We start from the raw sequence: 21,873 nt of genomic DNA on the forward strand, positions 1-21,873 counted from the left end.
GAACACCCCTGTTGTTAAATTATTAAACTTAGTGCTGCTCTGGTTCGTCTTTAGACGCAACCGGCGCAACTGGTTCTACCTCGATCACTTCTTCGTCACCAAAATCTTCATCCTGGTCACGTAGAATGTCAGACTCCATCAGCTCCACGTTCAGCGCCAGAGATTGAAGCTCTTTCACCAATACGTTGAAGGATTCAGGCAAGCCTGGCTCAAGGATATTTTCACCCTTCACGATGCTTTCGTACATACGAGTTCTACCTGCAACGTCATCTGACTTAACAGTCAGGAACTCTTGCAGAGAGTAAGCCGCACCGTACGCCTCGATCGCCCAAACTTCCATCTCCCCTAGACGCTGACCACCGAATTGAGCCTTACCGCCCAATGGTTGTTGAGAAACTAGAGAATAAGGTCCGATAGAACGAGCGTGGATCTTCTCTTCCACCAAGTGGTGAAGTTTCAGCATGTACATGATACCCACGGTTACTGGGTTCGTGAACGGCTCCCCTGTACGACCGTCGAAGAGGACGGACTTACCAGATGTTGGAACCTGTGCTTTTTCAAGAAGACCTTTCACATCAGACTCACGGGCACCGTCGAAGACCGGAGTACCCACGTGGATACCGTTCTTCATACGCTGAACCATAGACTTCAATGAAGCATCATCAGCTTTATCAAGTTTTGCAGAGATATCGCTGTCGTTGAAGATGTCTTTCATCTCGGAACGTGCGTTTTCCGCATTCCATTTCTCAAGATGAGCACCCAGTTGCTTACCAAGGTTGTGCGCTGCCCAACCCAAGTGAACCTCAAGGATCTGACCGATATTCATACGAGAAGGAACCCCTAGTGGGTTCAGAACCATGTCCACTGGAGTACCGTCAGCTAGATAAGGCATGTCTTCCGCAGGCAATACTTTGGAGACAACACCCTTATTTCCGTGACGACCGGCGAACTTATCCCCGACTTGCATTTTACGTTTGATAGCAACGTAAACTTTAACCATTTTGATCACGCCCGGAGGCAATTCGTCACCTTTACGAAGACGATCGATCTTTTCGTTGAACACAAGTTTAACTGCATCCAACTGGTTACGAGCATTGTCGATGATTTTGTTCACCTGGAACTCAAGGTCTTGCTCAAGAGGGATGTAGTTCAACAATTCGAATGGAACTGTCTCTAGATCCGCCTCAGTGATCTCTTGACCTTTGTTCAACAACTTCTGAGAACCGTCTTCATTCAGAAGAACGCCTGTAGTGATTTTACCCACCAGGATGTCACGAAGTTTGGAGATAGCGTTATTTTTGATAACGTTCTGCTCAACCGCCAAGTCTTTTTCAAGCTTGCGTTTTTTCTCTTCGATGATCAGGGACAAACGCTCATCGCGGTCTGCGCCTTCACGAGAGTAAACTTGAGCATCGATAACAGTTCCGTACACGCCGGATGGAGCGCGCAAGGATGTATCACGAACGTCGCCGGCTTTTTCACCGAAGATCGCTCTCAAAAGCTTTTCCTCAGGAGAAAGCTGAGTTTCACCTTTTGGAGTCACTTTACCAACCAGGATGAAGCCAGGGCGAACTTCCGCACCGATGCGGATGATACCAGAGCTGTCCAGGTCTTTTAGAGCTTCCTCACCTACATTGGCGATATCGCGAGTGATCTCTTCCTTACCAAGTTTTGTGTCACGAGCCACGCACTCGAATTCTTCGATGTGGATGGAAGTGTAAACGTCGTCTTTCAACAGACGCTCAGAAATAAGGATGGAGTCCTCGAAGTTGTAACCTTGCCATGGGGTGAACGCCACAAGGATGTTCTGACCCAATGCCAATTCACCAAGTTCAGTGGAAGGTCCGTCAGCGATGATGTCGCCTTTGGAGATCTTGTCACCAACAGTAACGATTGGTTTTTGGTTGAAGCACGTATTTTGATTCGTACGCTGATACTTCGTCAGGTTGTAGATGTCCACGTTCGCACCCAGCTCGCCGCCTTTGGCGAAACGACGGATAACGATACGGGAAGCATCAACTTCCTCAACGATACCATCGTTTTGAGCAACGATGGAAGTACCGGAGTCACGAGCAACCAAACGCTCTACGCCTGTACCAACAAGTGGTGCGCGAGAACGAAGCAGTGGAACCGCTTGACGTTGCATGTTCGATCCCATCAAGGCACGGTTGGCGTCATCGTGCTCAAGGAATGGAATCAGGGAAGCTGCGATGGAAACCAGCTGAGATGGAGAAACGTCCATCAGAGCAACTTTATCCTTGTCTACGATCTCATACTCACCGTCACGACGAGTGATGGTAGTCGCAGTCTGGATGGCTTTGTTTCCAGCTTCGTCACGAGCCGCCGGAGCGATGTGGTGACCAGCTTCTTCCAATGCAGAAAGATAGTTGATGTCTTTGGAAACCTGACCCGCTTCAACTTTACGGTATGGAGTCTCGATGAAACCATAGTTGTTGATACGAGCATAAGTAGCCAAAGAGGCGATCAAACCGATGTTTGGACCCTCTGGAGTTTCGATAGGACAGATACGTCCGTAGTGCGTAGGATGTACGTCACGTACTTCGAAACCAGCGCGGTCACGAGTCAAACCACCAGGTCCAAGAGCAGACAAACGACGTTTGTGCGTGATCTCAGAAAGAGGGTTCGTCTGATCCATGAACTGAGACAACTGGGAAGAACCGAAGAATTCTTTAACTACGGCATTCACAGGTTTCGCGTTCACAAGATCGTGAGGCATCATTGTTTCAACGTCCTGAAGGGACATACGTTCACGGATAGCGCGCTCCATACGAACCAAACCGATACGGTATTGGTTTTCAAGCAACTCACCTACGGAACGAACACGACGGTTACCCAAGTGATCGATATCGTCGATAACACCACGACCATTTTTCAGATCGATCAAAGTTTTGATGGTGCTCAGGATATCCTTGTGAGTCAGTGTTCTGTGAGACGGTGGGCACTCGTCCATGGAGATACCGAATCTGTGATTGATCTTGATACGACCAACTTCAGAAAGGTCATAAGTCTCTGGATCGAAGAACAAACGGCCGAAGAATGTCGTAGCAGCTTCCAGAGTTGGAGGCTCACCAGGGCGAAGACGTTTGTAGATCTCAACCAAAGATTCTTCTTTGTTGGAGACTTTATCAACCAACAGGGTGTTGCGCAGGTAAGGACCTACAGTCAAACCATCGAAGAAGATCATGAAGAAGCGGTCAATACCAGCTTCAATGGAACGTTTGATGATTGCAGAGTTCAATTCCGCATTGGCGTCAGCGATGATTTCACCAGTGGATTCATCGATCAATGGCTTCGCCAAAACTTTACCATCTAGATCTTCCGGCTGAACTTCAAGCTCTGTGATATCAAGATCTTTGATCTTTTTAACGATAGCACGAGTGATACGACGACCTGCTTTAACAAGCGCCTCACCGGATTTAGGATCAACGATATCAGTCAATGCTCTTTGACCGGACATACGCTCGATGTCCAACTTACGGAAGAGCTTGCCACCCTTAACGTAAACCTCATCAAGATCGTAGAAGTATTCCAGAAGCTGCTCAGAGTTGTAACCAAGAGCTTTAAGAAGGATTGTCACTGGGAACTTACGACGACGGTCGATACGTACGTGAATAAGATCTTTTTGGTCAAACTCAGCATCCAACCATGAACCACGATAAGGGATCACGCGCGCAGAGTAGATCAATTTACCGGAAGCATTGTTCTTACCACCATCGTGGTCGAAGAATACACCTGGAGATCTGTGCAACTGAGAAACAACAACGCGCTCAGTACCGTTGATGATGAAGGAACCATTGGCAGTCATCAATGGGATTTCGCCCAGATAAACTTCCTGCTCTTTCACGTCACGGATGCTGCGTGCTTCAGTTTCTTCATCAACATCGAAAACGATCAGACGAAGAGTCACCTTGATAGGAGCAGCGAAAGTCATACCACGCTGACGGCACTCGTCCACGTCGTACTTAGCTGGCTCTAGAGTGTAAGATACAAACTCAAGGCTTGCTGTATTGTTGAAATCTGTGATTGGGAAAACAGATTTGAAAACGCCATTAAGACCAGCATCGCCACGGCGATCTGGATCCATATCTTTTTGAATGAAAGCTTCGTAAGAAGACTTCTGCAGTTCAATCAGATTTGGGATATCAATGACTTGCTTATTTTTCGCGAATGACTTTCTAACTCGAATGTTAGAAGCCGTAACTGGAGTTTTTTCCAATGTACTCTCCGTGATAAGAAAATCGGATGTTCGCTTCGGGGGGAACATTCCAAGGCCCACATTAAATAAAAACGCAAGTATCTCAAACTACCCTAAGTTTTCAATAAATCAAGTGATTCTAGAGGTTTTTGAGGACTTTCCAATTTCTTCAGAGCCCGATTTTCGCAATCAAACGCATCGCATCAATAGGTCTGGTTGCCGCCATTTTTCTGGCTCAGAAACGAGACCGCATCGTAGCCTATTTTAAACCCTCAAAGGACCCAGCTGATGAAAGCTCTTTTTGTTCTTTTTTCCCTATTTCTAAGCGCCTGCTCCCACTCTATCAGCTTGCGCGCCTCACATTTCGCCGTTCCTGTGGTTGGAGAAAACCAATGGAGTGGCCACGCAGCCATCGTAGCCGCCTCTGAAACGCGAGTGACTGTCATCGATGACATTACCTCCAATCCTCCTGTTCGCAATAAGGTGCGTATTAATGAGGACTTCGACGCTGGGGACATGTTTGCCGCCAATAATATCGGTTTTGACGCCAGCCTCAGCGTCTATAAAGGCATTGAGATCTACATGGATAACTTTCTATGGGGAGCTCGGTATCAATTCCTGAACAACGGACCCCAAGCTGGCGTCTGGGTTGGGTCGCTTCAGGGAGCTTTTGGAACAAAAAGCGAGTCCACCGACGATTTTAGCGTCAATCAATCCACACCCCAGTCTGAAGCCAAATCCAGCATCACAACCTCCCAGGCAGGAATCAGCTTAGGCTATAAATTTCAACACGTAGTGCCCTACTTTTCATATATCTATGAGGCTCACAAAATCGAAACAGACGTAAAGAACAATCACGGATCTTTCGGCCCCTACACTGACGAGGGGATTCACAGCTACTATTCCCTGGGACTCAGCACTCATCGCCGCGGACTGCGCATCGCCGCCGAGTACAGCTATATTGATATTAAATGGAAAGATTCGAATCAGACAGGACAAGGAGCCTACGGAATGAAAGTCGGCTTTGCTTGGTAAGATTCGACGACAGGCCCAGAAAAACAAAAAGCCTCGTGTTTCCACGAGGCTTTTCATTTTTAGCGTAAACTAAAAGGCAGAAATTACTTAACAGTAACTTTCGCGCCCGCAGCTTCAAGAGCTTTCTTGATTTTTTCTGCGTCTTCTTTAGAAGCGCCTTCTTTAACAGCTTTGTTACCAGCTTCAACAAGGGCTTTAGCTTCAGCAAGACCCAAACCAGTCAAGCCACGAACTTCTTTAATAACGTTGATTTTGTTGGCGCCAGCGTCAACAAGGATAACGTCAAAAGCAGTTTTTTCTTCAACTACAGCAGCAGGACCTGCAGCAGCAGCTACTGGAGCAGCAGCAGAAACGCCCCATTTTTCTTCCAAAGTTTTTACAAGTTCCGCGATTTCTAGAACAGTTTTCGCAGACAACGCTTCAACGATTTGATCGTTAGTCAGAGACATTTTAATCCTCCAGGGATAAAAAATTATTTAAAAATTCAAATATTCAGCACCATCAGTCCCGAACCTTCGGGATTCAAGCCATTAAGCTTGTGGAGCTTCTTCAGTACCAGCGGCTGCGCCGCCGCCCATTTTCTCAGCGTAAGCGTTAAGACATCTAGCAAGTGCAGATCCTGCACCCAACAATGTACCCAACAACATAGCGCGGAGCTGGTCTTTGCCCGGAAGTGTCGCCAAGAACTTAATCTTAGCATCATCCAAAGCTTCGCCGTCCATCACACCAGACTTGATTTGAAGAACTTCTACGTCCTTAGCAAAATCAGCCAATGTTTTAGCAGTCGCGTTCACTTCACCGTAAGAGAATACGATGGCGTTAGTACCTTTCATTGAATTAGCAAATGCTGTTTCAATAGCTGGGTGATCTTTGAACGCTCTTTTTGCAAGAGTGTTACGGACAACTTTCATCTCAGAATCAGCAGCATTCAATTTTTTACGCAAGTTAGTTACTTGCTCAACCTTGATGCCTTTGAAGTCGACGATGAAAGCCCCTTTAGCCTTACCGAACTTTTCAGTGATAAGCTTAATCTCTTGCTCTTTATCTGCGCGAGTGATCATAAGTGAGCCTCCTTTCATTAGACTTTTGCCCTTCTTTCGAAGGGGCCTGTGCGAATCAGGTCGGTTTGGAGGTCGCATTGGTGAATCCAGAAAATCTGAATCCATTTAGAAAACCTTTTTGCCTTATCTCGGTAGGCCCTTCACAAACGAAGGATTAAATCCACTAAAAGAAACCTACTGTCTCTGATCGCAATAAAACGTATGAACTAATACAAAATAACTAACAAAAAAACAAGGCCCCGATTGAAATCGGAGCCTAATTATTTACTAGTTAACACCAGTTGCAGCTGCTGCCGCATTTGGCTCGATCTTGATGCCAGGGCCCATAGTTGAAGCTACGGCGATGGATTTAAGATAGATACCTTTGGAAGATGCTGGTTTTGCCTTAACGATAGCTCCCAACAAAGTCATGAAGTTATCTTTAAGTTTAGCATCGCCCATGGATTTCTTACCGATACCAGCGTGAACGATACCTGCTTTATCAACGCGGAAGTCCAACTTACCTTTTTTCTCGGCAGTCACAGCTTCACCAACGTTCATAGTTACAGTACCGATCTTTGGATTCGGCATCAAACCACGAGGCCCCAGGATCTTAGCAACTTTAGAAACAGTCGCCATCATGTCTGGAGTCGCGATACATTTATCAAAGTCCAACCAACCTTCTTGGATTTTAGCCACAAGGTCGTCAGCACCTACGAAGTCAGCGCCAGCTGCTTTGGCTTCAGCCTCTTTCGGGCCTTTTGCGAAAACAACAACTTTAACTTCTTTGCCCAGACCGTGAGGAAGAGCGATCGCTCCACGCACTTGCTGGTCGGATTGCTTAGGGTCGATACCCAAACGCAAAGCTACGTCGATAGATTCATCAAATTTTGCTGGAGCTGTTTCAACAACCAGTTTGAATGCTTCTTCAACAGTGTACTTTTTTGCAGAATCAACTTTTTTAGCGACTGCTGCGAATTTCTTACCTGCCATTTTTACCACCCTTAACCGATGTCGATGCCCATGCTCTTAGCTGTACCAGCAACTTGTGACATTGCGGATTCAACTTTCAAGCAGTTCAAGTCAGGCAACTTCGTTGTAGCGATTTGCTTGATTTGATCGTTATTGATTTTGCCAACTTTGTCTTTTTGAGGCTGCTTGGAACCAGATTCCAATTTCAACGCCTTTTTGATCAAAGAAGACACCGGTGGTGTTTTTGTGATGAAAGTAAACGATCTGTCTTGGTAAACAGTGATGATGATAGGGATGATGCTATCACCCAACGCTTGTGTACGAGCGTTGAACTGCTTACAGAATTCCATGATGTTTACCCCGTGCTGTCCAAGTGCCGGTCCAACGGGAGGAGCTGGATTAGCTTTCCCTGCCGGTATTTGCAGCTTGATCATTCCTGTAACTTTTTTTGCCATGACCCACTCCTGCAAGAGGTTGTGTTAATTAATATCCAAAAGCCGCCCCATGCGGCATCTGGTTATGGTTTTTCTACTTGAATGTAGTCCAACTCAACTGGAGTTGGACGACCGAAGATGCTCACAAGAACCTTAAGCTTCGCTTTGTCCTCGTTCACTTCTTCTACCGTTCCCTGGAAGTTGGAGAATGGACCGTCGATAACAGTCACGTTCTCACCAACAGAGAACTTCACTTTTGGTCTTGGTTTTTCAGCAACGCCAGCCATCTGCTGAGTCACACGAAGAACCTCTGCCTCCGGAACTTCCGGAGGACGGGTTTTAGTACCGCCCACGAAGCCCGTGACTTTAGACGAATTACGTACCAAATGCCAAGTCTCATCATTCAAAAACATCTGAACGAAGATATAACCTGGGAAAAATTTACGTGATTTTGTCTGTTTTTGACCTTTTACAAGCTCCACTACGCTTTCCGCAGGGATCAGGATATCGCCAAAGAACTCTTCCATTTTGGAAGACTTGATTTTCTCTTCAATGGCCTTCTTAGCTGTATTTTCACAGCTCGTCTGAACGTTAACGATGTACCATTTCTTTTCCATGGTTCCGTCCTTACTTCATGAGATAGTTGATAAAGAAGCCAGAGATCAAGTCGAAGGAACTGATGATAACACTGGAAATAAGAACCATCACCACACACGCAATCGTCATTGCTGTTGTGTCTTTGCGTGAAGGCCATACGATTTTACGGATTTCAGAAACAACTTCTTCACCCCAAGCATGAACGCGTGGGTTGAATTGCAGGGCCGCAAAAAGCGCGAAACCTGCCAACACCGGCAAACCGTGGCGAACCATGTCGGAGTCAGCCGCACGAGCAACAACACCGAAAGCACCAGCGAAAGCCTTAATAAGAAGAGACACAGTCAAACCGACCAAGATACCTGCAAGTGCAAAGCTGATAGTCAAAATCTTAGAGTTCGCCTTTTCCATTGTTCCTCATCCTAAAGTTATGGAGTCAAAATTGGCAGGGGCGGAGGGATTCGAACCCACGACCTAACGATTTGGAGTCGTTCGCTCTACCGCTGGAGCTACACCCCTACTGATCTTATTGATGACAAGCGACCGCGCCGGATCGTTTCTCATCAATAATCTCCCCAGCGATACTGTTTTTGAGGGAGATTTTAGGACCAGTAAAAGCCATTTTGACTTACATTTTACTACTGCCAAGAAACACCGAGGGGGACTCTTTTGTCAAGAAGTCCCCCGGGTGATTATTACTTAGCTTACGCTGCGTTATTACTCAAGGATTTCAGTAACAACACCAGCTCCAACTGTACGACCGCCTTCACGGATCGCGAAGCGAAGCTCTTTTTCCATAGCGATAGGAGCGATAAGTTCAACAGAAACTTCGATCTTATCACCAGGCATAACCATCTCAGTACCAGCTTTCAAAGTACAAACGCCAGTAACGTCTGTAGTACGGAAGTAGAACTGTGGACGGTAACCGTTGAAGAATGGAGTGTGACGTCCGCCTTCTTCTTTAGTCAGGATGTACGCTTCAGCTTTGAATTTCTTGTGTGGCTTAACAGTGCCTGGCTTAACAAGAACTTGACCGCGCTCAACGTCTTCTTTCTTAGTACCACGAAGAAGAACACCGCAGTTGTCCCCTGCTTGACCTTCGTCAAGAAGTTTACGGAACATCTCGATACCAGTAACAGTAGTTTTTTGAGTTGGACGGATACCAACGATTTCTACCTCGTCACCAACTTTAACGATACCACGCTCTACACGGCCAGTAACAACTGTACCACGACCAGAGATAGAGAACACGTCCTCTACTGGCATCAAGAAAGTTTTGTCTACTGCGCGAACTGGCTCTGGAATGTAAGCGTCACAAGCTTCCATCAATTTCATGATAGCTGGACGGCCGATTTCAGATTGATCGCCCTCAAGAGCTTTCAATGCAGAACCTTTTACTACTGGGATGTCATCGCCAGGGAATTCGTATTTAGACAGAAGTTCACGAACTTCAAGCTCAACAAGCTCAAGAAGTTCTTTATCGTCAACCATGTCAACTTTGTTCATGAATACAACTAGAGCAGGAACACCTACTTGACGTGCAAGAAGGATGTGCTCACGAGTTTGTGGCATTGGACCGTCAGCAGAAGAAACTACCAAGATAGCTCCGTCCATTTGAGCAGCACCAGTGATCATGTTTTTTACGTAGTCGGCGTGGCCCGGGCAGTCAACGTGAGCGTAGTGACGGTTGTCAGTTTCGTACTCAACGTGAGTAGTAGAGATCGTGATACCACGAGCTTTTTCTTCTGGAGACTTATCGATTTGATCGTAAGCCATCGCTTGAGCTTTACCAGCTGCTGCAAGAGTAGTAGTGATAGCAGCAGTCAAAGTTGTTTTACCATGGTCAACGTGACCGATTGTGCCGATATTTACGTGCGGCTTCGTGCGTGTAAATTTCTCTTTAGACATTATTCCTCCTGCAGAGATTTTTTTATTTTATCTAAAACCAAAAAATAAATTAAAAGCCAAATAAGTGGAGCCCATGATCGGAGCCGAACCGACGACCTCACCCTTACCAAGGGTGTGCTCTACCACTGAGCTACATGGGCATGTGTCCTGAAATTTGGAGCGGGAAACGGGTCTCGAACCCGCAACCCTCTGCTTGGAAGGCAGATACTCTAGCCAATTGAGCTATTCCCGCCCTATCAGAACGCCCGAAGAGGACTTCTCCCCTTCTTCAAACTTTTCCGGGAAAACATTCAAAAATGGTGGGCAGGGAAGGATTCGAACCTTCGTAGACATAAGCCAACGGATTTACAGTCCGTCCCCTTTAGCCACTCGGGCACCTACCCACTTGTGAATGCTTACCCAGAAAAATTTGGAGCTGGTTATGGGACTCGAACCCGCAACCTGCTGATTACAAATCAGCTGCTCTACCAATTGAGCTAAACCAGCCTTACTGAGATAACCGACATGTTTTACGGAGAAAAACAGTGTCCGTCAAAGATAATTATTCGCCAGATTACGATTTTTTTCGATTTCCGCGCGCCGCGTGCTGCCTTAAGGTCTCCGTTAACGCCATCGCTGTTGCCACCGATGCGTTATAACTCGCCGAAGAGCTAGCTTGCGGGATGACGACCAATTCATCACAAAGTCGCTCCGTTGTCACTCTCATTCCTTTATCTTCGGATCCAATGGCCCAAACAACCTTGTCTGGCAGGTCCAAATCAAAGATAGAGCGCTTTCCACGAGGACTTAAACCGTAGATCCAATAACCCTGTTTCTTTAGTTCTTCCGCATAGTTAGCAAAATTCGTGGTCTCCTCGACCGGAACGTGCTCGACCCCACCGCAGGCCACTTTATGCACCGTGGGAGTCAAACCCACTGCACGGTCTTCCGGAATCAGCACACCCTGCGCCCCGACCAACCACGAAGTTCTGAGAATAGCTCCTAAATTGTGCGGATCTTCAATTCCGTCCAGAATAAGCATGATGGATTTATCAAGACTTTCTAGACTCGCCAGATCAAGTTCCGGGGCACCATCAACAAAAATAGCCGCACCCTGCTGGGACGGGCCGAATTTTTCCAGAACCTGTTCGGATTTCACATCGACTTTTATTCGCAGTTTTTGAGCGCGATCGTTCATGTCGCGCAGATCGCCCGAATTTTCCCACCCCTGACGAAGCCAGAAGCCCTTCACCTGCGATGGGCGCACACTGAGAACTTCATTGATCGCATGCGTACCGATCACCACACGCCATTCGCGAGGAATATAGTCCGCACGAGGCTGAGAATGCTGCTGTTGCGGAGAGTGAGGACGACCGCCTCCACCGCGCCCATGCGGAGGACGTTGAGAGGAGGAGTTTCTGCCAGAGGGACGAGAGTTATTTTTCTTCATATACAGCCATTACAAAATCAGTTGCAGCTTCCTTCACATTGGAAGCTTCCAGAATAGGACGACCCACCACCAAAGCGGAAGCCCCTTTACGAAGCGCCTCTTTCGGCCCCATGATTCGTTTTTGATCGCCAGAATCCTGCATACTAAAGCGAATTCCCGGGGTGACAAGGTAAAGATCACGGTTTTGTAAAAGGTCTAATTCATGCGGAGAGCAAACCACGCTGGAAAGCCCCGCATCCTGCACCAAAGACACAAGGTCTGTCACGTGCTGAGCAATGGGTTGATCCTTCATATTTGCCGGCACAGAGCTTTGATCCCATGAGGTCAGAATCGTCACCGCCAAAATCTTAAAAGGCCTGCGCTGGTTGAGTTCTTTTTCAACAGCGGCCATGCGCTGCAAAGCCTCTTTGCCACTGAGAGCATGCACCGTCACCAAGGAAGCCCCGGCTTCAAAGCTGGCGCGAACTGCCGCCTCCATCGTGGAGGGAATATCGAAGTGTTTGTTATCCAGAAAAATCGGACCGCGCTCGGCCATCTCTTTTACAAACTCCATCCCATAGCGCAGACACAGGCGTGGCCCCAACTTAAAGCCCCCCACAATTTCCGACAGATCATCGGCGATTTTCAGCGCCTGATCACGGGTGTCCACATCCAAAGCCAAAATAATCGGATTTTTCATAGGGTGCGCGCGTAAGTTTTTTCTCATGGAGTCTCCTGGAATACCTTCAGGGGTCCTTTGGATTCTATGTAAAAATTATGCCGAGGGCATCAAAGATTGTCTTTCACAGCCCGCGTTAGTAGGTTGCGCCCGTTAACAGGATTTAAATAACCTCAAAAGGAGAATACATGAAAGCTCTTCTTATCGCCTTGGCATTCGTTTGCGCGGCTTCTTCCTCTCACGCGGCCCTATCCTGCGGTCAGCTTGTTTCTTACAAAACAAAACTGGCTAACGAATTGAACTGGATCAGAGAAAAAATGAGACAGACAAGAAACTCTGACAAACTTGAGCTTTACATGGACCAATACGAAGAGCTTTATGCTCGCTACCAGAACGTGGACAAAGCCATCAAAAGCGACTGCCAGTAGTCAGATCGAAAAAGGCCACTTCATCAGTGGCCTTTTTTTTTAGGTTTTTATCCTATACGCCAGAAAACCGATCCGCTTCCGGCCCCGCCGTCACTTCGTTTTTTTCTGCAGAATCACGTTAATGTCCTGAGCCAGATCCTGAAAGTAATCGTTTTCGCGCAGATGAATTTCAACGGAATCCAGATTTTCTTCCGCCATTCTTTTGACAGTGCGCTTGATATTAAACAGTGGCCCCACAATCCTGCGGGTCATGCGGTTAAAGTACCAGAACCCTACCACCAGCCCCAACAACACGGGAATCAACTGATACACCAGGAAAACCGTTTTATAGCGGCCGATGAACTCTGATACCGACATCAGGGAAAACGCTCCGGAGCCAGCCAGCTCCTGGATTTTTCCTATAAAAAGGTAGGCGGCAAAAATCTGCCCCAAAAAGAGCACGGCCACAAACAGGCTGACGTGCATGACCACATCAAATTGCACTTCGCGATTTACTATCAGCTTGCGACGAGGACGGAATGTTTTCATATCATACCATTATATCTGATGAAGGCGGGCTTTCAGAAGCCATTCCCCGTCAGCCCACCCGGAACGTTTCTGTTTGAGAAACGACCAAAAGTTCATCACCACAGATCTTACTTATTCCAGATAAAGCGCGCGACAGCGTCACGGTCAAAGACACAATGCCCGCCCTGCACCGGCAACCAACTGGCGATCACCCCCTGGGTCTTGGCGGCTTTCACAAACTCAGCCGATCCCTCTTGGAAGCCGAACTCATCCTTCATCCCGGTAGAGACCAGATAAACCTGCTTAATAGCCGGATCGAACGTCTTGATCAGCTGCAAAGGGTCGTGACGTTGCCAATCTTCTGGCGTCTTAAAGAATTCACGCGAAATATCCAGCATCAAGTTGACGCGCGAACGTAAAGCCTTGGTTCGGGCAATATAACGGTCAATCGCTTCGGGCGGATCAAAGGGACCGACGGTGGTGATCGCCGGACACATCAGCACCACCTTAAGGAAAGTCCCCGGCATCTGCAATGAGGCCTGAATGGAGTTAAAGCCGCCCATGGACTGCCCTAACAGCAAACGGCGACCCTTACCAAGGCCCCCAATCTGGTTTTCCAGAAAAGGCATCATTTCATCGCGAAACGCGGAAACCAGAGGAAACTCTTCGTTGTTCACAAGCAGCCAGATCTCACCAAAAGAGACTGTGATAATCGTGGGCTTATACCCCTGAGAGCTCCACTTATTTTCAATCCACTGCGTACCTTGAGTCTGGGTAAACCAGGTTCGGGCATTTCCGCCCAAACCATGGAAGAAATAGACAACGTCCTGAGTCTTCGTGCGATCCGTCGTTTGAATGCAATAGTCGTAGGTATAACCCGCAGAGATTTCCTTGGTCCCGCATGTCTGAGCCGTCTGCCCTTGGACTGAAACCAATGCGAAAGATAGCATTATGAACCAGATAGCCTTTCTCATGTCTCACCTCCACCCCACTAAGCGTTGCTGAAATGAGGGCAAAAGGCAATCTTCCGATCAGCTTTTCACCAGCTTCCGTGGGTGCTAACACCGGACTTTGGAAATGAAACTGGCAGAGCCGCAATAGAAAAATAAAAAGACCGCCTTTAGGGCGGTCTTTAATAAGAAACCAAAATGGTCCTGAAAGTTTTTAGAACAAGTTGATGTTCGCAGAAAGAGCCACGTTAGTTCTGTCCGCTCGGATGTCCTTCGGAGTGAACTGAACGTTCGGATACAAGTAGATATCGCGAGTAATTGAAATCCCAGTCCCAACGGATTGGTAAGGTTCGATTTGAACATTGTCGTTCTCGCCTTGATAACGAGTGAACTGGAAGTAACCAAACACTGTACGGAAAGAATAGCGGTCATTGAAAGAGTACTGAAGGAACGGATACAAACCGAAGCCCAGCTCAGAACGCTTATAAAGACCCAAATCCATTCTTTTCAAAAGTTTTGCATCCGTGACATCACCGCCATAGAGGGTTTTGCTGATCGTCAGACTTGTACCTCCATTCCATCCGGACTTGCCAAAGTTCGCCAGGAAAGTCTGACTGAAGCTGGCAGCACCGAAGACTTTTTCGATGTTAACAGAGTCGCTGTCGGTCGCATGGGAATACTGCATGCTGGAGATCATCTGAGTGTCGAAAGCGCGGTAACCACGGCTCCAGCTCAGGTACGGAGTGGAGACCTGGTAACGAGCCAAGGATCCATCGCGGCCTTTGCGCTCATCCTGGGCAGGTTTTGTGATGTCACCGTGAAGAGGATCGATGATCGTGATACCTGTACCGAAGCTGAAATTGTCACGTTCACCCGCACGGTAATTGATACCCACATCCCCGGACAAGGAAGTCATCGCTTCCATAGTCGCAGAAGCGCGATAGTTGGGGCGCACACTGTTCAAAGGCTCCTGAATAGAACCACCAGAGTATGCCAAGCTGGATTTGAAAGACCATTTTGATTTGGAACCCAATTGAGCTCTCATACGGGCGTCCGTGATTTCGCTGTCGATGTCTTTGTTTTTCTCGTCAGCTTTTTTCAGGTCTTCCATTTTAACAGTGCTGGAATTGGTATTCACACTTGTTGTGGAAGAGTTTTGCGCGAACGCTGCAGGGGCCATCAACAACCCTGTCGCAGCCAGTACCAGATATGCATTCTTATTCATCATGATAAACTCCATGGTTAATGAATAGGCCCCCAGCTATAGCCCACCCTAGGAATGTGAGTCCACCAATAAATCCAATCACGAAAAAATGGGCCCACTGATCATTCTTTTGACAGTCCTGGCCCCGCTGAAATCAGGCCCTAATCTGCCCATTTCCTCTTTGAACAGCACCTAAAACCCAGTATTTTTCATTCTGATCCTCGAGCCAGGACTGAATCTTTGCTGCCTCACTATTTTTGACCAAAAGCACCAAACCCACCCCCATATTGAATGTGCGATACAGCTCTTCGCGGGGAAGCTCCAGTCTGGGCAATATCTTCTGGAAAATGGGGGCTACTTCTTTCACCGAAGGCCAGCCGCTAAGATCGTAATCAAAGGCCTGGCTCATTCGCGGGATATTATGAACTCCACCGCCAGTAATATGTGAGGCTCCGCGCAGAGCCCCGCGGAACTCCTTGCGCAATGCAGTCACCAGCTTCACATAAATTCGGGTCGGCGTCAGAAGTTCCCGCATTAGCTCCATTTCATCGTCTTGGACCAGTTTTCTTAGGAGCGAGTACCCATTGGAGTGAAAACCCGAAGAAGGCAGGGCCAGCAGGACATCGCCGTCCTCGATGTGGCTTTCAGTGTACATCTCTTCGGGGGTCATTTCGCCCACGCTGAATCCGGCCAGATCGTATTCGCCGCCTTGATAGACCCCAGGCATTTCAGCAGTTTCGCCACCGATCAACGCCATGCCTGACTGGCGGCAACCATCCACCATGCCCGCAATCAGTTCCTCGCTGACCCGGGTGTCCAGCCTTCCGAAGGCCATGTAATCCAAAAAAAACAGCGGTCTGGCGCCAACACAAAGAAGGTCATTCACGCACATTGCCACCAGATCGATACCGATGCCATGGTGAAGATCGAGCTTCTGCGCCAGTTTCAGCTTCGTGCCCACACCGTCAGTGCAAGACGCCAGATATTTTTCCTGGTTCAGCTTATAGACGGCTGCAAAACCACCAATCCCCTGCACGACTTGATCATTAAAGGTCGTCGGAACCAGATTTTTAATACGCTCAACAAAGGCATCGGCCTTTGTGATATCAACTCCTGAGTCTTTATAATCAACCACAACTGCTCCCTCGTTTTAGAACCCTGTAACGTGGGTTTTCTCTCAAGGAGCAAAAAAGCCCGAGAAGAGAAAACCCACGGTACAGAGTTCTAATGCAGGAAATGGCGGCGCCCGGAAAAGACCATGGCCACGCCGTGACGATCGGCTTCGGCGATCACCTCGGTGTCTTTCACAGAGCCTCCCGGTTGAAGAATGTGCCTTACCCCCAAACGAGCCGCAGCCAACACAGAATCAGGGAAAGGGAAAAACGCATCCGACGCCAGCATCACCTCTGACAGATCTGAAATTCCCTTGTCCTTTAAGCGGGAAGTGATCAGCTTTTCAATGCAGTCCACACGGTTGGTCTGCCCAGACCCCATGGTTACAAGTTCAAACTCAGGCCCGTCTTGCCGACACAGGGCAATCGCGTTGCTTTTCAGATTCTTCACCGCCAGCATCGAAAAAGCCGCTAGTCTTTCTTTTTCCGGTGACAGCGGCTTCTGGGTCACGACCTTCATTTGCGACAAGCTCCACATGTCTGCGTCCTGTATCAGCAAGCCGCCTTCAATCGAGCGCACCTGGGGATGGGTCTGAGGACTCACAGAGATTTCCATCACCCGACAGCTTTTCTTAAGCTTTTCACAGGCGCTCTCATCAAAGGCGGGAGCCAGTATCACTTCGACAAACTTGTCAGTGAAAAATGAGGCTATCTCGTCGGTGACTTTCACATTTAAAGCAATGATCCCTCCGAATGAGCTTTTTTCGTCCCCCTGCCAGGCCTTTTCCAATGCTCGCAACGGGGTTTCGGCGATGGCCAGCCCGCAAGGCGTGTTATGTTTCACAACCACTGCCGTCGGCAAAGCCTTATCCCCCTGCCAAGACTGCACATCCTGCAAGGTCTTCAACGCAAAGTCCGCATCCAGATAGTTATTGTAAGACATCTCTTTCCCCTGCAATGACCTGGCATGGGCCAGACCCGCTTGGAACGGATCTTTCAACACAAGACCTTTTTGGTGGGGATTTTCCCCGTAGCGCAACACCTGCCCTGATTGTTCCGTCATATAACCCGCAATGGCCAAGTCATAAAAAGCCGTCATTGTATAAGCTTGCGCCGCACATCTTTGGCGGAACTCCAGTGTGGTGCTGCCTTGATGCTGGGTGAGCTCTGCGCAGAATTCCTGATACTGCGACGGTTGACTGAGCACTGTGACAGAGCGGAAGTTTTTAGCCCCGGCCCGCAGAAGCGTGGGCCCCCCAATGTCGATGTTTTCGATACACTCCTGAAAGGGGGCTTGCTTTTTCAATGTTTCATGAAAGGGATACAAGTTCACAACCACCAGATCCACCGGTTCAATGCCTAATTCAGCGGCCTGCTGAATATCGCTGCTGTCTTCACGACGGAAAAGCAATGCCGAGGCAATTTCAAAGCTGATGGTTTTCATCCGCCCCTGAAAGGCTTCCCCTTTGCCGCTGAGTTTTTCCACCGGAGTGACTTTGTAACCTGCATCGGTCAACACTTTAGCGGTTCCGCCACTGGCGATCAGCTCGATATGATGAGCGGCCAAAGTTTTCGCCAACTCCAACAAACCCGTTTTATCAGACACACTCAGCAAAGCTCTGTGAATGGATTTCATGAATGACTCCTTAGATATTGAACAGCACTTTTAAAAAATTCCAGACCGTAGGCCTTGCCCGGCCCCGGCAGATGCCAGTCATGCAGTGCCGCTTCGGGATGCGGCATCAGTGCAAACACCAAACCGGAAGGATCGCAGATTCCGGCAATCTGCGCCTGGGCCCCGTTGACGTCTTCGGTGTAACGAAGAACTGCCTGATTATTATGAAGCAGGCGGTTTAACACAGCCTCATCCTGACACACGAAACGGCCCTCGCCATGACGAATGGGCAAAGCAAAGCTGCCGGGAAGACTTCTGGTCCAAATGCAGGGGGACTTTTCATTTCGCTTTAGCTCGATCCAACGATTGATGAAATGACCCTGTTCATTTTTGACCAGCGCACAGCTGCGCTGAAAGTCGGCATCCGGCAGCAACCCCAGTTTGATCAGGGTTTGAAAACCATTGCAGATGCCCATCACGGGTTTGGATTTTACAAATTTCTGCAGCTCGCTCTTCAGGCGAAGCTCCAGTTTTAATGCCAGCACCTGACCGCTGCCCAGATGATCCCCGAAGGAAAACCCTCCGGGAATGACCAATGCCTGATAAGAGTCGAGCTGCCCAGGGGCTTCCAGCAAAACATTGATATGAACCTTGCAGGCTTCCGCTCCTGCCAGTTCGATGGCGCGTGCGGTTTCGTTTTCACAATTAATGCCATCGCCCCACAGAACCAAAAACTTAGGCTTGATAGACATTCAGAACTCCTTTGCTCCAGATATCGCGAAGATCGCTAAGACATTCCTCATGGCGCTGGCCTTGGAATTCCCAGCTCATAGCAGGCTTTTGTGTCACCACACCTAAAGCCCGTGCCTCAGGGAAGTGCGCCTTGAATTGCGGATCGTTGTCGGGATGAACACTGATCACGAACAGTGAGCCGGCTTCGGACCAGAGCTGCTTCCAACTTAAAGAGCTTAACTGCAATTCCATTCCCAGATCGTTGCCAAAGCCCGCTTCGGCCAAAGCTGCCATCACACCTCCTTCGGAAATGTCATGACAGGACTCCAGAAGCTCCAGCTGATGCGCCTCAAAAATACGTTGATACAGGTTTTTATTGCGCACCAGATCCGGGTATTCGGGCTTGTCCTCGTCGACCAGGTATTCCTGTGCCAGGACCGAGCCATACAGGCTTTCTGTGAGCTCTCCCAAAAGATAGATCTGATCGCCTTCATTTTGAAAGAACCCCGGAGCTGTTTTCTCTGCCTGGGGAACCTGAGCGATGGCTGTTACCAGCAACGTCGGTGGAACTGAGATCTTCACTGTGTCGCCGCCCCTGGTTTTTCCGATGAAGTCGTTCTTCATGCTGTCCTTGCCGCTGACAAACGGAGCCCGGAAGGCCAGAGCCGCCTGATAAAGCCCCTCACAAGCACGCACCAGTTGTCCCATTTTATGATGAGCATCCGGATTGCTGGATTTTTCCAATGGATCCGGCCAGCAGAAATTATCCACCAGGGCCATCCTGGAAGGATCTGCTCCGGTTGCGACCAGATTGCGAACAGCCTCATCCACCGCCTTTTGGGCCATCAAGTAAGTGTCATAATAGGAATACTGAGGGCACAGACCATTTGAAACTGCCACGGCATTATTGGCGTCCCCCCCGTGAACGGACAGATCCAGAACACCTGCGTTGTTGGCGCCTTGCTGCGTTTTACCCCCATAGGGTTTTACTCGTGTGGCACCCTGCACTTCATGATCATAGTGGCGAACAAGAGGTTCGCGAGAGGCGACGTTCGGAGAGGCCAGAACGACCTTCAAAACCTTGGCCAGATTTTCGGCATTGGCTGCCGGCAGCTCTTTTCGTTCTACGGCACGGAAGAACTCCTGATAGGCCCGTGGTCCGGTGAAGTGGGCTTTCAGCTTGAGTCGGCTTAGACCCTCATGCAGAAAGTGTAAATCCAAACACGCCAGCATGGTTTCACCGTGATGGACTTCAAAGACACCTGAATCCGAGAACTCACCCAAAACGAAGGCTTCAACACCCATCTTCTTTGCAAGCTCCAGGAATTGAGGAACATTTAAAGGGTCCACAGCGTAGGACATGCGTTCCTGAGATTCGCTGATCAGCATCTCCCAGAACTCAAGTCCTTGGTACTTTACCGGATGGCAGCTAAGATCCAGGCGCGCACCGCCCGAGTACTGGGCCATTTCGCCAATCGAGGAACTCAACCCGCCGGCGCCATTGTCTGTAATCGCCTGAATCAGATTCTGATCCCGCGCCATCAGGGTAAAATCCAGAAGTCTTTTTTGTGTGATGCTATCCCCGATTTGCACCACATTGGAAGCCACCTGATCTTGCAGCGCCAAAGAACTGAAAGTGGCGCCGTGAACGCCATCTTTTCCCAGACGCCCCCCGGCCACCACAATACAATCCCCGGCACGGACGCTTTTTTCTTCTGACCGGCGCCCCTGCACCGTCTTTGGCAAGATCCCCACCGAGCCGACAAAAATCAGCGGCTTTGCGGCAAACTCGCTGGCAAAACAAAAACTTCCGTTGATTGTGGGAATACCGCTTTGATTTCCGCCCTCTTCGACCCCTTGATGAACACCTCTGAAGATAAGGCTGGGATCTTTTAAAAGCTCAGGCCGCCGGGCCGAATCTTTGGGCGGAAAAAGATTTGGAGTCGACAGACAGAACACATCCATGTTCGCTATGGGTTTGGCGCCAAGGCCGCAGCCCAGGATATCACGATTCACTCCCAGAATTCCGGTCAGGGCTCCCCCAAAAGGATCCAGAGCAGACGGGCTGTTATGAGTCTCCACTTTGACGCAGACATTCAGTTGGGAATCAAAATCGACGATGCCTGCGTTGTCTTTGAAAACAGACACCAGATAGCCACAATCTGAAAGATCCTTCGTGGCCTGTTGAATATATGTTTTATATAAACTCATGACCTTCTTGTTGCCAAGGGATGGAAGTCCCTCGGCGCTTTCGGAGTAATCCACTTCCGCGGCAAAGATCTTGTGCTTGCAGTGCTCGCTCCAGGTTTGCGCCAGACACTCCAGTTCAACCTCGGTGATCTTGCCGTCCCATCCCCACTTTTTGCGATTTTCAACGACTTCCGGCGAATTAAAGTGATTAAGAATGGTTTTGATTTCTTCTTCACTGAGTGCCAGTCCGCGCTCTTGGTTGATCCGTTCCAGTGTTTCCTGGTGAAGATCCAGCAACAAAAGTTCGGGCTTGTGGGGGGCCGTCTTCCAGTAATCGGCAAACGACGCCCAGGTGTTTTTCTTTATCAACTCTTGCCCCGGAGCCACCGTCACTTTGTGTAACAAGGGGTTGGCCAATGTTTGAAACATCAGGTTTTCAATCTGTTCTTTGGAGACATCTCCGTGAACTTCAAGTTCCCATCCGCTATGTACTTCCCACGGGAAATCCTGCCACGAAGAAGTATTATGTTGCGAAGTTACCAACATCAAAGCTTCCGTCGCCGAGCGGGCCAGATTGTCAGTCACCCCTGCCAGAAAACGGACTTCAACATAGATTCGGTCGTCTTGGAATTCGGGGAATCCCTGCTGCATCTGTTCAGTGATAGGGTCAAAAAAAACTTTGCCCAGCTTTTTTTCCAGATCCGGTTCGCTCTGGAAGTCCGTTTTGGGTAACACCCAGTACAGTTTCCTGAGTTTTAAATCATGAATCGGTCCGGCTTGAAGAAGGGCTTTTTTAAGAGCGTTTTCGGTGCTCAGATCAAAGCGGCTGTGAACAGATAGTCTTTGCAT

Annotated in this window: 19 protein-coding genes and 5 tRNA genes; 2 read left to right on the forward strand and 22 right to left on the reverse strand. The window is 48.7% G+C overall.

Annotated features, from left to right (window positions below; translation table 11 throughout):
* Positions 1-28 precede the first annotated feature (28 nt).
* Positions 29-4,285, reverse strand: a complete 4,257-nt coding sequence (rpoB, locus tag ACZ50P_RS13305; RefSeq protein ID WP_464131699.1) for a DNA-directed RNA polymerase subunit beta — start codon at positions 4,283-4,285, stop codon at positions 29-31.
* A gap of 219 nt (positions 4,286-4,504) precedes the next feature.
* Between rpoB and ACZ50P_RS13310 the strand changes: the two genes are divergently transcribed.
* On the forward strand, positions 4,505-5,251 hold the full coding sequence (locus ACZ50P_RS13310) for a hypothetical protein (RefSeq protein ID WP_464131701.1): 747 nt from the start codon (positions 4,505-4,507) through the stop codon (positions 5,249-5,251).
* Positions 5,252-5,334: 83 nt separating this feature from the next.
* On the opposite strand, the gene rplL is transcribed toward ACZ50P_RS13310, so the two are convergent.
* The 14 genes from rplL to pyrF form a co-directional block, all read right to left on the reverse strand.
* Positions 5,335-5,700: a 50S ribosomal protein L7/L12 gene (gene rplL, locus ACZ50P_RS13315; RefSeq protein ID WP_464118170.1), complete on the reverse strand. Its 366-nt coding sequence runs from the start codon at positions 5,698-5,700 to the stop codon at positions 5,335-5,337.
* Between the two features lie 81 nt (positions 5,701-5,781).
* Complete coding sequence (gene rplJ, locus ACZ50P_RS13320) at positions 5,782-6,312, reverse strand: 50S ribosomal protein L10 (protein ID WP_464118171.1); 531 nt, start codon at positions 6,310-6,312, stop codon at positions 5,782-5,784.
* Positions 6,313-6,579: 267 nt separating this feature from the next.
* Complete coding sequence (rplA, locus tag ACZ50P_RS13325) at positions 6,580-7,284, reverse strand: 50S ribosomal protein L1 (protein WP_464118172.1); 705 nt, start codon at positions 7,282-7,284, stop codon at positions 6,580-6,582.
* 11 nt (positions 7,285-7,295) lie between these two features.
* Positions 7,296-7,718 (reverse strand): 50S ribosomal protein L11, encoded by a 423-nt coding sequence (gene rplK / locus ACZ50P_RS13330; protein WP_464118173.1) that lies wholly within the window; start codon positions 7,716-7,718, stop codon positions 7,296-7,298.
* 62 nt (positions 7,719-7,780) lie between these two features.
* Positions 7,781-8,314, reverse strand: a complete 534-nt coding sequence (gene nusG, locus ACZ50P_RS13335) for a transcription termination/antitermination protein NusG (protein ID WP_464118174.1) — start codon at positions 8,312-8,314, stop codon at positions 7,781-7,783.
* A 10-nt stretch (positions 8,315-8,324) separates the two neighbouring features.
* Complete coding sequence (gene secE, locus ACZ50P_RS13340) at positions 8,325-8,702, reverse strand: preprotein translocase subunit SecE (RefSeq protein ID WP_464118175.1); 378 nt, start codon at positions 8,700-8,702, stop codon at positions 8,325-8,327.
* A gap of 32 nt (positions 8,703-8,734) precedes the next feature.
* Positions 8,735-8,810 (reverse strand) — tRNA-Trp (locus ACZ50P_RS13345).
* Positions 8,811-9,008: 198 nt separating this feature from the next.
* A complete protein-coding gene (gene tuf, locus ACZ50P_RS13350; protein ID WP_464118176.1) occupies positions 9,009-10,199 on the reverse strand; it encodes an elongation factor Tu in 1,191 nt (396 codons plus the stop codon).
* A 65-nt stretch (positions 10,200-10,264) separates the two neighbouring features.
* Positions 10,265-10,339 (reverse strand) — tRNA-Thr (locus ACZ50P_RS13355).
* Between the two features lie 15 nt (positions 10,340-10,354).
* Positions 10,355-10,431, reverse strand: a tRNA-Gly gene (locus ACZ50P_RS13360).
* A 65-nt stretch (positions 10,432-10,496) separates the two neighbouring features.
* Positions 10,497-10,582, reverse strand: a tRNA-Tyr gene (locus ACZ50P_RS13365).
* A 27-nt stretch (positions 10,583-10,609) separates the two neighbouring features.
* Positions 10,610-10,685 (reverse strand) — tRNA-Thr (locus ACZ50P_RS13370).
* 67 nt (positions 10,686-10,752) lie between these two features.
* The gene (locus ACZ50P_RS13375) at positions 10,753-11,628 is read right to left on the reverse strand and encodes a TrmH family RNA methyltransferase (RefSeq protein ID WP_464118177.1); all 876 of its coding nucleotides are present in this window, start codon (positions 11,626-11,628) and stop codon (positions 10,753-10,755) included.
* A complete protein-coding gene (gene pyrF / locus ACZ50P_RS13380; RefSeq protein ID WP_464118178.1) occupies positions 11,615-12,334 on the reverse strand; it encodes an orotidine-5'-phosphate decarboxylase in 720 nt (239 codons plus the stop codon). The genes ACZ50P_RS13375 and pyrF overlap by 14 nt, the downstream gene beginning before the upstream one ends.
* Positions 12,335-12,474: 140 nt before the next feature.
* Between pyrF and ACZ50P_RS13385 the strand changes: the two genes are divergently transcribed.
* A complete protein-coding gene (locus ACZ50P_RS13385; RefSeq protein WP_347359624.1) occupies positions 12,475-12,714 on the forward strand; it encodes a hypothetical protein in 240 nt (79 codons plus the stop codon).
* A gap of 90 nt (positions 12,715-12,804) precedes the next feature.
* Here the strand turns inward: ACZ50P_RS13385 and ACZ50P_RS13390 are convergent, their stop codons facing one another.
* The 7 genes from ACZ50P_RS13390 to ACZ50P_RS13420 all read right to left on the reverse strand — a co-directional run bounded on the left by ACZ50P_RS13390 (position 12,805) and on the right by ACZ50P_RS13420 (position 21,873).
* Positions 12,805-13,242 (reverse strand): HAMP domain-containing protein, encoded by a 438-nt coding sequence (locus ACZ50P_RS13390; RefSeq protein WP_464118179.1) that lies wholly within the window; start codon positions 13,240-13,242, stop codon positions 12,805-12,807.
* Between the two features lie 107 nt (positions 13,243-13,349).
* The gene (locus ACZ50P_RS13395) at positions 13,350-14,195 is read right to left on the reverse strand and encodes an alpha/beta fold hydrolase (protein ID WP_464131703.1); all 846 of its coding nucleotides are present in this window, start codon (positions 14,193-14,195) and stop codon (positions 13,350-13,352) included.
* Positions 14,196-14,385: 190 nt separating this feature from the next.
* Positions 14,386-15,399, reverse strand: coding sequence for a hypothetical protein (locus ACZ50P_RS13400; RefSeq protein ID WP_464131705.1), 1,014 nt, complete (start codon positions 15,397-15,399; stop codon positions 14,386-14,388).
* 130 nt (positions 15,400-15,529) lie between these two features.
* Positions 15,530-16,510: a phosphoribosylformylglycinamidine cyclo-ligase gene (purM, locus tag ACZ50P_RS13405; RefSeq protein ID WP_464131707.1), complete on the reverse strand. Its 981-nt coding sequence runs from the start codon at positions 16,508-16,510 to the stop codon at positions 15,530-15,532.
* Positions 16,511-16,599: 89 nt separating this feature from the next.
* Positions 16,600-18,123: a bifunctional phosphoribosylaminoimidazolecarboxamide formyltransferase/IMP cyclohydrolase gene (purH, locus tag ACZ50P_RS13410; protein WP_464131709.1), complete on the reverse strand. Its 1,524-nt coding sequence runs from the start codon at positions 18,121-18,123 to the stop codon at positions 16,600-16,602.
* Positions 18,120-18,854 carry a phosphoribosylformylglycinamidine synthase subunit PurQ gene (locus tag ACZ50P_RS13415; protein WP_464131711.1) on the reverse strand — a complete coding sequence of 245 codons (735 nt, stop codon included), beginning with the start codon at positions 18,852-18,854 and terminating at the stop codon, positions 18,120-18,122. The genes purH and ACZ50P_RS13415 overlap by 4 nt, the downstream gene beginning before the upstream one ends.
* Positions 18,838-21,873 carry a phosphoribosylformylglycinamidine synthase subunit PurL gene (locus tag ACZ50P_RS13420; RefSeq protein WP_464131713.1) on the reverse strand — a complete coding sequence of 1,012 codons (3,036 nt, stop codon included), beginning with the start codon at positions 21,871-21,873 and terminating at the stop codon, positions 18,838-18,840. The genes ACZ50P_RS13415 and ACZ50P_RS13420 overlap by 17 nt, the downstream gene beginning before the upstream one ends.

The organism is Bdellovibrio sp. CKG001 (assembly GCF_055397465.1).